A 13,683-nucleotide genomic window follows, 5' to 3' on the forward strand; every position below is an offset into this window, starting at 1 on the left:
CTGCGCGCGCCGGCGCCGTCCGCCATCGCGACGGCGGTCACGCGCCTGCGTAGGCTACGCCGCGATGCGCGCGATCTTGCGCGCTGGCGCGCCCAGTGCGCGCCGTGGCTATTCCAGGTCATAGTCAGTCGGCCTGCAGACCGAGCCAGAAGCGCTCGCTGGTACCGAGCGCGGCAGCCAGCCGGATCGCGCTGTCGGCGCTGACACTGCGCTTGCCCGGCACGATCTCGTTGATGCGGCGCCGCGGCACGCCGGCGGCGCGCGCCAGTGCGTTCTGGCTGATGCCCAGCGGCGTCAGGAATTCCTCCAGCAGGACGTCGCCGGGATGGAGGTTGGGCAGTGTCTTCATGGCGGTTCGCTCGATCGGTGCGCTCCGGCGCATGCTATGCCCAATGTGATGGCTTGCGCGCATGCTGCCGGTTCGCGCGTCTTCTGAACGCGGTCAGTCGGTGCATCCGCATCCGCCGTGTCGTGTCTCATACCCTGAGACGCCGTTCCGCTTCCCTGTCCCGCTTTGAGAGCCGTCCCGATGCCCGCCCACGCCCTAGCCCGCCGCACCGAGGACGCCGAGCGCGCCCTGTCCACCACCGGCGGCGAGCCCTCGCGCGACGGCGCACTGCTGACCGAGCGGCTGGAGCGGCGCTACCACGACCGCATCACCGGCAGCTTCATGATCCCCGGCCGCGCGGGCCGCTATGCGCCGATTCCGGACGACGTGCCGGCGGCGCTGGTCGCGGCGCTGAAGGCGCGCGGCATCGAGCAGCTGTACAGCCATCAGGCCGAGGCCTGGGACGCGGCGCAGCGCGGCGAGCACGTGGCCATCGTCACCCCGACCGCCTCGGGCAAGTCGCTGTGCTACACGCTGCCGGTGGTGGCCGCGGCGATGACCGCACAGGCCAAGGCGCTGTACCTGTTCCCGACCAAGGCGCTGGCGCAGGACCAGGTGGCCGAACTGCTGGAACTCAACCGCGCCGGCGAGCTGGGGGTGAAGGCCTTCACCTTCGACGGCGACACCCCGGGCGATGCGCGCCAGGCGATCCGCCTGCACGGCGACATCGTGGTCAGCAACCCGGACATGCTGCACCAGGCGATCCTGCCGCATCACACCAAGTGGGCGCAGTTCTTCGAGAACCTGCGCTACGTGGTGATCGACGAGATCCATACCTACCGCGGCGTGTTCGGCAGCCACGTCACCAACGTGCTGCGCCGGCTCAAGCGCATCTGCGCGTTCTACGGGGTGAACCCGCAGTTCATCCTGTGCTCGGCCACCATCGGCAATCCGCGCGCGCACGCCGAGGCGCTGATCGAGCAGGGCGTGCATGCGATCACCGAGTCCGGCGCGCCGTCCGGCGACAAGCACGTGCTGCTGTGGAACCCGCCGGTGGTCAACGCCGACCTGGGGCTGCGCGCGTCGGCGCGCTCGCAGAGCAACCGCATCGCGCGGATCGCGATCAAGAGCGGGCTGAAGACCCTGGTGTTCGCGCAGACCCGGCTGATGGTGGAGGTGCTGACCAAGTACCTGAAGGACATCTTCGACCACGACCCGCGCAAGCCGCCGCGCATCCGTGCCTACCGCGGCGGCTACCTGCCCACCGAACGCCGCGAGGCCGAGCGCGCGATGCGCGCCGGCAGCATCGACGGCATCGTCTCCACCTCGGCGCTGGAACTGGGCGTGGACATCGGCTCGCTGGACGTGGTGGTGCTCAACGGCTACCCCGGCAGCGTGGCCGCGACCTGGCAGCGCTTCGGCCGCGCCGGGCGCCGCCAGCAGCCGTCGCTGGGCGTGCTGGTGGCCAGCTCGCAGCCGCTGGACCAGTACGTGGTGCGGCATCCGGACTTCTTCGCCGATGCCTCGCCCGAACACGCGCGCATCGCGCCGGACCAGCCGCTGATCCTGTTCGACCACATCCGCTGCGCCGCATTCGAACTGACCTTCGTCGCCGGCGAGGCGTTCGGCCCGGTGGATCCGGCGGTGTTCCTGGAAGCGCTGGCCGAAAGCGACGTGGTGCACCAGGAAGGCGACCGCTGGGAGTGGATCGCCGACAGCTACCCGGCCAACGCGGTGAGCCTGCGCTCGGTAGCCGACGGCAATTTCGTGGTGGTGGACAAGACCGACGGCAAGCAGCAGATCATCGCCGAGGTGGACTATTCCGCCGCCGCGCTCACCCTGTACGAAGGCGCGATCCACATGGTGCAGAGCACCCCGTACCAGGTCGAGAAACTGGACTGGGAAGGGCGCAAGGCCTACGTCACCCGTACCCACGTGGACTACTACACCGACAGCATCGACTTCACCAAGCTCAAGGTGCTGGACCGCTTCGACGGCGGCGCGGCCGGGCGCGGCGACAGCCATCACGGCGAGGTGCACGTGGTGCGGCGCGTGGCCGGCTACAAGAAGATCCGCTACTACACCCACGAGAACATCGGCTACGGCCCGGTCACCCTGCCCGACCAGGAACTGCACACCACCGCGGTGTGGTGGCAGCTGCCGCAGGCCACGCTGCTGAAGGCATTCGCGGCCAAGCAGGATGCGCTGGACGGCTTCCTCGGCGCGGCCTACGCGCTGCACGTGGTGGCCACCGTGGCGGTGATGGCCGACGCGCGCGACCTGCAGAAGGCGGTGGGCGACGGCGATGGCGCCTGGTTCGCGATGGCCGACGCCAAGGGCCGCGGCCAGCTGCGCGGCGGCGACAACGGCGAGCCGGTCGGCGTGGAGCTGCAGCAGTTCGTCCCCACCGTGTACCTGTACGACAACTTCCCCGGCGGCGTCGGCCTGAGCGAACCGCTGTGGCAGCGCCAGGCCGAGCTGGTGCAGCGCGCGCGCGAACTGGTGCAGCGCTGCGACTGCGTGGCCGGCTGCCCGGCTTGCGTCGGCCCGGTGCTGGCCGCGCAGGAGGACAGTGCGACCACGCCGAAGGCACTGGCGCTGCAGGTGCTGTGCCTGTTGCTGGACGGTGGCGCGGCACTGGACGAGGAAACGACCGCGATCGACAGCGAATGCGATGCGCTGCCGGAGTGGAGCGCATGAGGATCGGCCCAGAGCGTCCGTGGGCATTGTGCCTGTTGCCGCAAGGCATGGTGCTGTACAGCGCGTCGAGCGCCGTCAACATCGATCTCCACACGCCCACGGAGCAGAGCGCATGAGCGTCGGCTTCAGGCATCCATGCAGGTTGCGCTTGCCGCCGGAACGAGCGGTGCGCGACAACGCATCGAACCGATCCACCGATGCCACCGCGTTGCCGGGGCCGCGCGTATGAGCGGTAGCCTGGAACGTCGGTGCGCATCGCGTTTTCTGCTGGAATGGGGAGTGACGGAGGACGCATCGATCGCGGTCCATGTCGGCCCCGCAGCAGTACCGGCGTCACGCGCATGAGCATCAGCCTCGAGCGCCTGCGCGCGCTGCGCAAACAGGCCGGCGATCCAAGCGTAGATGCGCCGCGTGCACCGGCACCGGGCGCGCGGCCGGCAGGCAATGCGGTGGCTGCAGGCACTCCTGCGTCGGCGACCGCGCCTGCACGAGCGGCAACGCCCGCAGGCCGGGCCACGCTGCTGCGCAAGCCACCACGCGATACCGATGCGGCGCCACTCCCGCCTGCGCCACGCACACCGTTGCCTGCACGCAGCGGCGACACCGCCGTCGCCGTGGCGCCGCCGATCGCGATCGAACCGTTCGACCGGCGCGGCGCCGACGTCGCCGCGCTGCGGCGCCTGCTCGGCATGCGCGAGCGCGTGGTGGCGCCGGCCGCGGCGCCGCGCAAGCCGCAGGCCGCCGACCGCCACCTGCCCGGCATGGAGATCGCGCCCGGCCTGCACCTGATCGAAGCCTTCCTGCCGCAGCCGATTCCCGCGGCCGCGCTATCGCTGGCCTTCGCCCGCCGCGAAGACGCGGTACAGCCGACGGATCTGCTGTTCTTCGACACCGAGACCACCGGCCTGGCCGGCGGCACCGGCACCCGCGCCTTCATGATCGGCGCGGCCGACTGGTCCCTGCATCCCGTCGAAGGTCCCGGCCTGCGCATCCGCCAGCTGATGATGGCCACGATGGGCGCGGAAAAAGCCATGCTCGAAGCGTTCCGCGCATGGCTGGCGCCGACCACGGTGCTGTCCAGCTACAACGGCCGTTGCTACGACGCCCCGCTGCTGAAGACCCGCTACCGGCTGGCGCGCTGCGCCGACCCGCTGTCGGCGCTGGACCACGTGGACCTGCTGCATCCCACCCGTCGCCGTTACCGCGGCACCTGGGAGAACTGCAAGCTGTCCACCATCGAACGCCAGCTGCTGCGCATCGTGCGCGAAGACGACCTGCCCGGCTCCGAAGCGCCGGCCGCATGGCTGAGCTATTTGCGTGGCGGCAGCGCGCGCAACCTGCGCCGCGTTGCCGCCCACAACCACCAGGATGTGGTAACGCTGGCGCTGCTGCTGCAACGCCTGGTCGCCGCCGAGGCCGAAGAGCGCGAGGTGGTGCCGTTCGCGGAAGCGCCGTAGCGCAGCGTACAACGCCCCTCTCCCCCGGGAGAGGGGTTGCGGTGAGGGTCCGCCACGAAAGTGGCTCGCGCTTCCCTGTCCCCCATCGTGTCGGCGTCCGCGGCGATGATCCGCGCGGTCGCCGCGCGGGGAATCGCTCAGCCGTCGAACGGCATGGCCAGCCCTTGCGCGATGGCCTGGCGGATCAACTGCTCGGCCTGCTGGCGCGCACGCAGGCTGGCGTCGGCCTGCTGCTTGCCCAGTTGGGACTGCTGCAATCCGAGTTGCGCCTGTTGCCTGGCCAGGTCCTGGATCTTCTTGACCAGCTCCTGCCGGTGCATCTGCTCGGTCGCGCGCTGCGCCGCCACGCGATCGATCTGCGCCTGGCTGGTGGCGAGCGCCGCCTCGGCCTGGCGCGCAGCGCTTTCGGCCATTTGCGCGCTCAATTCCGCCATGCGCTCGCCCAGGTCGCCCTGGCGCTCGCCCAGATCGCCTTGCTGGTCGCCGAGCTCGGCCTGTGCATCGGCCAGGTCCAGGGTCTGTGCGTGCAGCGCCTGGAAGCGCGCCAGCGCCGCCGGATCGCGGACCACGTAACGATGGCCGTCATGGCGGAACCACAGGATCTCGCCGTCGTCGCCGGCCAGGCGACGCGCGTCGCGCAGGTCGTCCAGCGAGGCATCCATCAGGTTGTGCTCGTCCTGCACCAGCACGTAGGCGTCCTGGTCGTCGTGCTGCGAGAGCGAAATGCGGCCTTGGGTGAGCAGTGGCGCATCGGCTTGCGGCGGCGCAACGGGAGCTGCGGGTGCGGCTGGCGGTGCCGCAGCCGCCGGCACGGCGGGTGCGGGCTGCGCCAGTACGCTCGCCAGGATCGGAACCGTCGGCGCTGGCACCGCCGGGACAACCGGGGCAGCGGCCGGCGCAGCCACCGCTGCCGCATTGGCCGGCGCCGGCTTGGCCACCAGGCGCAGCGGCATCACCCCGGCCAGCGCGATCGCGGCGGTGATCAGCGCGGCGCCCAGCCGCGAAAACGATGCGGTGCTCTGCAGCATCAGCAGCCGCCGCTTCAGGCTGACGAAACTGGGCGAGGCGCTGGCCATACCGGCCGCTGGCCGCGGCGCCACGCCCAGCTGCAACAGCAGCCGCGCATAGTTGTGCCGGCAGTGCCGATGCCCGGCCACCACTGCCGCATCGCAGGCGGCTTCGCGGGCCAGCGCGTATTCGCGCACCGCCAGCTGCACCAGCGGATGGAAGAAGAACAGGTGTTGCGCCAGCGCCGGCAGCAGGCCCCACCACAGGTCGCGGCGCTGCAGGTGCACCAGTTCGTGGGTCAATGCCATATCCAGATCGTCGGCGTGCATCGCCGCCAGGCGCCGCGCCGGCAGCAGCAGCACCGGCCGCCACGGCCCGATCAGCTGCGGCGAATCGATCTGCGTGGAGAGCCGCAGTTGCGGCGGCTGGCGCAGGCCGTGCGCCTCGGCGGCCAGGCGCAAGGCGCCGAGCAAGGCGGCGTCGGCGCACGGCCTGCTGGCCTGCACCAGGCGCCGGCTGGCGCGGTAGGCGTAGCCGCTGCGTAGCGCGCCGAGCAGCACGCACGCCAGCCACAGCCCAGCCAGCGTCTGCGCCCAGGGCAGCGGCGCGGCCGCAGACGCGGCCTGCGGCGCGGTGAGATGCCGCGAAGCGGGCGACGTTGCGCTCGTAGCCGCCGCGTCCTGCCGCGACGCGGCCGGCAACACCGTCGCAGCGAGCGCGGCCGGTATCGGCGCGGCCGGCAGCACCGGCAGGTGCAGGGCGCCGGCCCACACCAGGCCGAGGATGGCCTGCGCCCCAACCAGCCACCACAGGCGGCAACGCGTGGCCGCCGGCAGGCTCGGCAACCAGCGGCACAGCGCCCAGATCGCCGCGACCAGCATCACGGCCTGCACGCTGGTCGCCAGCAGCCGCGACAGCAGGACCTCGAACAAGCGCGTGCCGAAGATCGTGTCCATGCCTCAGTCCTCCCGCCGCTGCGATTGCAATTTGGCCACCAATGCTTCGAGTTCGGCCAGTTCGTCGTCGCTGACCTCGGCGCGCTGCGACATCCACGCCACGAACGGCGACACCGAGCCTTGTAGGGTCTTCTCGACGAAGCTGGCGACCGCGCTGCGCACCACGTCGTCCTGCCCGGCGGTGGCGGCGTAGCGGTACACGCCCTGCACCTGGCGCCGGCGCAGATAGGCCTTGGCGCGCAGCCGCTCCATCATCGTCAGCACGGTGGAGCGGGCCAGCCCGCGGGTCTCGCCAAAGCCGGCAGCGACCTCGCCGACGCTGGCCTCGCCCTGTTCGCCGATGTACTGCAGCAGGGCCAGTTCCTGGTCCCCGATCGATTTGCGTCGCATCCGCCCACCCCAGTGACTACACGTGTCGCCAAACGTACCCGTGGCGACACGTGTAGTCAATAGGCCGTCGGTCATTGCCTTGCCTGCGCGACAGGGATGGCGGTTGTTGGCGGGGCAGGCCATCGTCTGGCCAATCCCGCGGCCACCCTGGTGAAGCCCGACAGCGGTCTCTTCATGATGCAAACAGCTACCGCCGACTGGCGCGATCGGCGCAAGCGAACGTGCCGGCTGCGCCAGCCCGTCGCCTGCGGCAACCCGCAGATCTGCACATTGCAGCCGCCATCGCGCGGTACAGACGATCCGCTCGCCTGCACCGCGGCTGCGGCGCGGCGCTACTCCTTCGGCTCGGTCTGCTTGGCCTGCTCGTTGAGATAATGGCTCACCGGCGCGCCACGATACAGGTCGGTCAACAGGCCCAGCGCTTCTGCGTGCTTGTCGATGGCCTGCCGTGCCGCCGGCGGCAGCTGCAGCGACGCACCTTGATCCAGCCTCTCACCATCGCGCACCGCCTGGATATGCACCTCATCGGGTCCCTGCTTGGCCTCCATGAACTGCTTTTTCCGCAGGGAGGTAATCTCGGCGTCGCGGTTTTTATCGATCTGCGTATCCGGCGGCACGTCCAACTCCATCCCGGTATGTCCCCGTGGCAGCGTCCGGTTTTCGCTCAGGGCCAGGAACTCTTCGTCGGGCTGATCGGTCAGCAGGCTTTCGCCGCGATCGCGAAACCCGCCGGTGACACCGCGCTGCGGTTCGAAGCCGCTGGTAGGAACCGGATTGATCTCACCGAACATACCCCAGGTGGCGTATTCCTTGGTGCCGTCCCACTTCGGCCACGAGAAATCCTCGTAGCGGTAGATGACGCCCAATGCGGCCTTGTCCATGCCGGAGCCGGGCTGGTGCGCGCGCTCGCGCGCCATCTGCAAGGCCTTGCCCGAGTCGCTATCGGGATTGGAGACCATCGCCTCGACGATGACAGGATGCATCTGGTTCCAGCTTTGCAGCCATTGCGTGGCGGTATCGGCCAAACTTTCCACCCCCGCTCCGGTACCAGGGAAAAACTTGCGGACTTGCGGGTCCTCGATAGGCGGCTGATCCAAGACCGGCACGACGTTGATCTTGCCCAGATCGCGGCGCAGTTTCAGACGCCGCGGTTCGTCCTGCGAATGCTCGGGATTGATCTGCAGGTGCTTGCACATGTTGGAGAAGAACTGATCGAACCCGCCCTTGTAGAAAGCCGAATTCACCTTGATGGCGGCGATGCTCCCCAGTTTCGGCTGTTTCATCAACAGCAGCGCAACGGCCTCGGGGGTCTGCTCCTTGCAATCCAGCAAGATCGACATGCCGGGCTTGGTCGTGCGCACGTGCTCCAGCATCTGCTCGATGCTGACGAGACGCTGATCGGTGTGCACGAAATTGCCGTCCACGGGATTGCGGATCACCAATCGCCGGTCGCGCAACTCCGAGAACGGCGTCTGTGCGACCAGGCGGTCCTGCGGATCGTCCAGGATCCGCCCTGCGGTAAAGTCGTGCATCAACAGCGGCACGCCGTCGGCAGTCACCTGGACATCCAGTTCAAGCGTGCGATATCCATCTTCGTAGGCGCGATCGAGCGCGGCAATCGAGTTTTCCGGGATACCCTTGTGGAAGTCATATAGCCCGCGATGCACCATGACGTCCTTTCCGAGCGCCCTGGTGCTTTCTGCCTGAACGTAGTTCTCGTGGACCAGCTGCTTGCGCTGCGCGCGCAGCTTCTCGCCCTTGCCTTCCAACAGGCGATGATCGTTGGCTTTGAAGAATCCCGCGCCACCCTCCTGCGCGGGGATCGCGTGGCCATGGTAGCGCGGGACTTTCTCCATTTGCCGGCGTGACATCTTGGGTTGCGAGGCAGGCTGGAGCCAGTCGGGATTTTTCAGCCCCTGCGCGGGCAGATCCAGCGCCTTGCCTAACGCGACGGTCGCCTCGTCGCTGAGGCGGTCGCCGGGGACGAAGGCGCGCTGCAGGTCGAACACGATGCGCTGGCCCTGATTGTCCACCATCAGCGGCTCCGTCTTGCGGCCAGCGCCCTGGCCGGACAGGCTCTTGGCCATCGCGCGAAAGGCGGACGTATCCAGATAGACCGGGGTCAATGCGCCTGCGGCGAACTGCGCCGCGACGCTGCGCGGTTTCAGTGCCACCCCGGCGTCGGCGCTCAGTGTTCCCAGCCTGGTCTGCAGCGCTTGCACGGTGACCTGCCGCGCGTCTATTTCGGCCAGACGGTCCTTGGAGAAATCGCCATCGAGCGCGACCAGCGCCGCAGGCGCGTGCTTGCCGCCCGCATTCGGCAGCGGTACCAACGGCGGGGCTCCGGCCTTGGGCAGGCGCGGCCGTGGCCGTCCCGCGAGCCCGGAAGGCGCGGCGGGCATCGGCGTGGACACCGTCGCGGTGTCGACGAAAGGAGCCTCGGCGGTTTTCACCGAAGTTGTTGATGCAGTAGCAGGGGGGTACGAAACGCGCATGACGACCTCACGGAACAACGGACAGCTAATACACCGCATGCAATATGACAATTCACGGTATAGGCGAAACCGCGCGTACCATCTGCGAAGCGAGCTTGTAGCGCCGCGTCCAGCGCGCTTCATGCCGCGCCAACATCCGCCGCGACACGCTTGCGTCATCCTCAAAGCGATGTGCCGCCTGCGGCAGCCCGCAAATCGCCGCGTTGCAGCCGCCATCGCGCGGTACAGACGATTCACTCGCCTGCACCGCGGCGGCGGCGCGGCGCTATTCCTCCGGCCCGGTCTGCTTGGCCTGCTCGTTGAGATAATGGCTCACCGGCGCGCCACGATAGCGGTCGGTCAACAGGCCCAGCGCTTCGGCCTGCTTGTCGATGGCCTGCCGTGCCGCCGGTGGCAGCTGCAGGGACGCACCTTGATCCAGCCTCGCCCCATCGCGCGCCGCCTGGATATGCACCTCATCGAGTGGCTGCTTGGCCTCCATGAACTGCTTGCGACGTTCCTGGACAATGTCAGCATCGCGATTGCGATCGAGCGGAGCGTCAGGTGGCACGTCCAACTCCAGCCCGGTATGCCCGCGCGGCAACGTGCGCTTCTCGCGCAGCGCCAGCACTTCTTCGCCCGGCTGGTCGGTTAGCACGCTTTCGCCACGCTCGCGAAACGCGCCGGCGGTGCCGCGCTGCGGCTCGAAGCCGCTGCTGGGAACCGGATTGATCTCGCCGAAGACGCCCCAGGTGTAGTAGTCGCGTTGGCCGCCAGAACGCGGGATCGAGAAATCCTCGTAGCGGTATGCGGAGCTGAAGGCCGCTTTTTCGTAGCCTGAACCTGGCTGCCGCAAGCGTTCCTGCGTCAGTTGCATGGCCTTGCCGGCGTCGCTGTCGGGATCGACGATCATCATCTCGGCAATGATCGGACGCATGTTGTTCCAGCTCTGCATCCAGTGGGTGGCGGTATCGGCCAGCCCTGTCGTGTCCTCGGCAGCGGGGAACAACGCGCGCAACTGGGTGTCCTTGAGCGTGTCCTCGATCAGCAGCGGCACCACTTTGATCTGGCTCAGATCGCGCCGCAGCTTGTCGCGGCGCGGCTGATCTTGGGAATGCAGCGGATTGATCTGCAGCTTCTCGCACAGATTGGAGAAGAATTCGTCGAAACCGCCCTTGTAGGCGACGGAATACAGCTTGAGCGCGGTGATCGGGCGCAGTTGCGGGCGCCGGATCAGCATCAGCGCCACGTTCTCGGCGATGTGTTCCTTGCAATCCAGCACCACCGACATGCCGGGCTTGGTGCGCAATACGTTGTCCAACATCGGTTCGATGCCGGCGATGCGTTGGTTGGTACTGACGAAATTGCCGTCCATCGGATTGCGGATGACCAGGCGCTTGTCCTGCAATTCGGCATATTTCACCTGCGTGGCCAGGCGATTTTCGGAGTCGTCCGTGGTGCGCCCGATCGCGAAATCGTGCAACAGCACCGGCACGCCTTCGGCGCTCACCTGCACATCCAGTTCGAGGGTGCGATAGCCCTCGGCGTAAGCGTGCTCGATCGCGGCGAGGGAATTTTCCGGGATGCCGGCATGGGTGTCGAACAAGCCGCGATGCACCATCACGTCCTTGCCCAGCGCCTTGGTGCTTTCTGCCTGGACATAGTTCGCATGCACGAACTCGGGCAGTTGCTTGCTCACCACCTCGCGCTTGTCGCCCAGCAGGCGATGGTCGTTGGGCTTGTAGAAACCGGCACCGCCGTTCTGTGCGGGGATCTCATGGCCTTTATAGCGCGGGACTTTCTGCAATTGCCGGCGTGACGTCCTGGATTGCGCGGCAGGCTGGAGCCAGTCGGGATTTTTCAGGCCCTGCGCGGGCAGATCCAGCGCCTTGCCCAGCGCAGAGGTCGCCTCGTCACTGAGGCGGTCACCTGGGACGAAGGCGCGCTCCAGGTCGAACACGATGCGCTGACCCTGCTCATCCACCAGCAGCGGCTCCGTCTTGCGGCCCGCGCCCTGGCCGGACAGGCTTTTGGCCATCGCGCGAAAAGCGGGCGGATCCAGATAGACAGGGGTCAATGTGCCGGCAGCGAACTGCGCCGCGACACTGCCCGGTTTCAGTGCCACCCCGGCGTCGGCGCTCAGTGTTCCCAGCCTGGTCTGCAACGCGTGCACGGTGACCTGCCGGGCGTCTATTTCGACCCGGCGGTCCTTGGAGAAATCCCCATCCAGCGCCACCAGCGGCGCTGGGGCGCGCTTGCCGCCGGCATCCGGCAGCGGCACCAGCGGCGGGGCGCCGGCGTTGGGCAAGCGCGGCCGTGGCCGTCCCGCCAGCCCGGAAGGCGCGGCGGCCATCGGCGTGGACACCGTCGCGGTATCGACGAAAGGAGCCTCGGCGGTTTTCACCGTAGTTGTTGGTGCAGCAGCAGCGGGGTACGAAACGCGCATGGCAACCTCACAGAACGACGGGCCGCTAATACTCCGCATGCAATATGACAATTCGCGACAGAGGCGAAGCCGCGCGTACCATCTGCGAAGCGCGCTTCATGCCGCGCCAACATCCGCCGCGACACGCTTGCGTCATTCTCAACAGGAACCGTCCATGATCCGCCATCCGCTCGCCCCCGCCGTCGCGCTCGCCGCCAGCCTGCTGCTAGGCGCCTGCAGCACCACCCAGGTCGCCCAGGTGCAGCCGATCGACGGCGTCATCTCCGGCCAGTGCCACGTCGACAAGGTCCGCGGCGCGGTCGGCCTGGCCGCCGCGAAGACCACCCTGGAACGCGCCCGCGTCGACAGCGACAGCCTGAAGGTGCAGGTGGTGAACAGCAGCGTCGGCCACAGCGGCGCCACCTCCAGCGGCGTGGACAGCGCGTCCCGCGGCGCCGGCGAGAACGGCGGTGAGCGCCTGACCATCGAGGTCGGTCCGTACAACAACATCACCACGCTGTATTGCGGTTGATGGCGCACGGCGCCGGGTGAGCGGCGCAGGCCGCATCGGGGCGTCGCCCCCGCGGCAGCGACGGCGCTGCCGCACGCAGCGGTGTCCGCGCTTGCCTCAGCTGCGCGGGCGCGCGGCAGGCGCGCGCTTGCCGGGCCGACGCGGCGATGCCGACTTGGATGCTTTCGCCACTGCCACCGCGGGACCCGCCTGCCTGGAAGTTGTGGCCTTGGCTGTTTTGACGCTCTTGCGGGTCGCAGCACGCGCCCGCACCAGGTACTTCAGCGTCGCCATATCCCACTGCCGCTCGCCGCGCACGCGTTCGCACAGGCCGTGCAGGTCGCCGCAGCGCCACCCTTCAAACACGCATGGGTCGATGTAGGCCTTGCGGCACACCGCCGGGGTATTGCCCAGCGCATCGGCCACCTCGCGGATCACCGCGTTCTGCGCCAGTTTCAGCGCGCGCTCGCTGCCGGGTTCGGGCAGGGGCAGCTGCGCCAGCCGCTGCAGCGCGGCGCGGGTCCCGCCCCAGGTGCGGAAGTCCTTGGCGGTGAAGTGCTCGCCCATCGCCTCGCGCAGATAGTCGTTGACCTCGCCCGAATCCACTGGCTGCAGCTGGCCGTCGTCGTCGCGGTACTGGAACAGCGCCTGCCCGGGCAATTGCTGGCAGCCGCGAATCAGCTTGACCAGATGCGCGTCGTCGACCTCGATGTCGTGCTCCTGCCCGCCCTTGCCGCGGAACTTCAGCCGCGCGCGGCCGCCCTTGACGAATTCCAGGTGCCGGTTGCGCAGCGTGGTGAGGCCATAGGAGCGGTTGCTGCGCGCGTATTCGGCATTGCCGACGCGGACCAGGGTCTCGGCCATCAGCGCCACCACCATCGCCAGCACCTTGTCGCGCGGGTAGCCGGGCAACGCCAGGTCGCGGCGCAGGCGCCGGCGCAAGCGCGGCAAGGCCTGGCCGAAGGCGATGATCCGCTCGAACTTGCCGTCGCCGCGCACCTGCGCCCAGTCGGCGTGGTAGCGGTACTGCTTGCGCCTCCGCGCGTCGCGGCCGGTGGCCTGCACATGGCCGTTGGGCTTGGTGCAGATCCATACCTCGGTATAGGCCGGCGGGATCGCAAGCTGCCGGATGCGCTGCAAGGTCTGCGCATCGCGCACCGCGCTGCCGCCGGGCAGGCGGTAGCCGAAGCCGGTGCCGGCGCGGCGGCGAGCGATGCCGGGCTCTTCGTCACTGACATAGACCAGGCCGGCGCTGTGGGCGGCCTGCCTGGCCTGCAGCGCGCGGGCCGCTTCGGTGGCGGCGGTGGTGCGGGACGCGTTGGACATCGGGATGCCGGCGGGTGAGGAGACGGGATTGTCGGCAGCGCACCGCCTAAGCCGCGTCAACGGCGGCTGGTTAACGTGCGGCGAACGCGACTTGTCCGATTCTTCTGC

8 protein-coding genes and 1 pseudogene are annotated in these 13,683 nt (G+C 68.7%); 3 read left to right on the forward strand and 6 right to left on the reverse strand.

The window, feature by feature from the left end:
• Positions 1 to 127: 127 nt before the first annotated feature.
• Positions 128 to 349 (reverse strand): annotated as a pseudogene (locus tag ISN38_RS09330) (HigA family addiction module antitoxin); the annotation flags it as partial.
• 180 nt (positions 350 to 529) lie between these two features.
• On the opposite strand from ISN38_RS09330, the gene ISN38_RS09335 reads away from it, so the two are divergent.
• Both ISN38_RS09335 and ISN38_RS09340 read left to right on the forward strand, forming a co-directional pair.
• Entirely contained in the window at positions 530 to 3,028 is a 2,499-nt protein-coding gene (locus tag ISN38_RS09335; protein WP_058358554.1) for a DEAD/DEAH box helicase, read from the forward strand.
• A 341-nt stretch (positions 3,029 to 3,369) separates the two neighbouring features.
• The gene (locus ISN38_RS09340) at positions 3,370 to 4,485 is read left to right on the forward strand and encodes a ribonuclease H-like domain-containing protein (protein ID WP_311536687.1); all 1,116 of its coding nucleotides are present in this window, start codon (positions 3,370 to 3,372) and stop codon (positions 4,483 to 4,485) included.
• Positions 4,486 to 4,622: 137 nt separating this feature from the next.
• Here the strand turns inward: ISN38_RS09340 and ISN38_RS09345 are convergent, their stop codons facing one another.
• The 4 genes from ISN38_RS09345 to avrBs2 (ISN38_RS09360) form a co-directional block, all read right to left on the reverse strand.
• Positions 4,623 to 6,449, reverse strand: a complete 1,827-nt coding sequence (locus tag ISN38_RS09345; protein WP_047324395.1) for a M56 family metallopeptidase — start codon at positions 6,447 to 6,449, stop codon at positions 4,623 to 4,625.
• Between the two features lie 3 nt (positions 6,450 to 6,452).
• On the reverse strand, positions 6,453 to 6,839 hold the full coding sequence (locus ISN38_RS09350; protein WP_003469385.1) for a BlaI/MecI/CopY family transcriptional regulator: 387 nt from the start codon (positions 6,837 to 6,839) through the stop codon (positions 6,453 to 6,455).
• Between the two features lie 332 nt (positions 6,840 to 7,171).
• Positions 7,172 to 9,373, reverse strand: coding sequence for a type III secretion system effector avirulence protein AvrBs2 (avrBs2, locus tag ISN38_RS09355; RefSeq protein ID WP_058361345.1), 2,202 nt, complete (start codon positions 9,371 to 9,373; stop codon positions 7,172 to 7,174).
• 226 nt (positions 9,374 to 9,599) lie between these two features.
• A complete protein-coding gene (gene avrBs2, locus ISN38_RS09360) occupies positions 9,600 to 11,759 on the reverse strand; it encodes a type III secretion system effector avirulence protein AvrBs2 (protein WP_038238085.1) in 2,160 nt (719 codons plus the stop codon).
• Positions 11,760 to 11,913: 154 nt separating this feature from the next.
• On the opposite strand from avrBs2 (ISN38_RS09360), the gene ISN38_RS09365 reads away from it, so the two are divergent.
• Positions 11,914 to 12,270, forward strand: a complete 357-nt coding sequence (locus tag ISN38_RS09365) for a hypothetical protein (RefSeq protein ID WP_003469381.1) — start codon at positions 11,914 to 11,916, stop codon at positions 12,268 to 12,270.
• Between the two features lie 96 nt (positions 12,271 to 12,366).
• Here the strand turns inward: ISN38_RS09365 and ISN38_RS09370 are convergent, their stop codons facing one another.
• Positions 12,367 to 13,575, reverse strand: a complete 1,209-nt coding sequence (locus tag ISN38_RS09370) for a DNA topoisomerase IB (RefSeq protein ID WP_003469378.1) — start codon at positions 13,573 to 13,575, stop codon at positions 12,367 to 12,369.
• Between the last annotated feature and the right edge of the window lie 108 nt (positions 13,576 to 13,683).

Source organism: Xanthomonas translucens pv. undulosa (assembly GCF_017301775.1).
GTDB classification, from domain to species: Bacteria; Pseudomonadota; Gammaproteobacteria; order Xanthomonadales; family Xanthomonadaceae; genus Xanthomonas_A; species Xanthomonas_A translucens.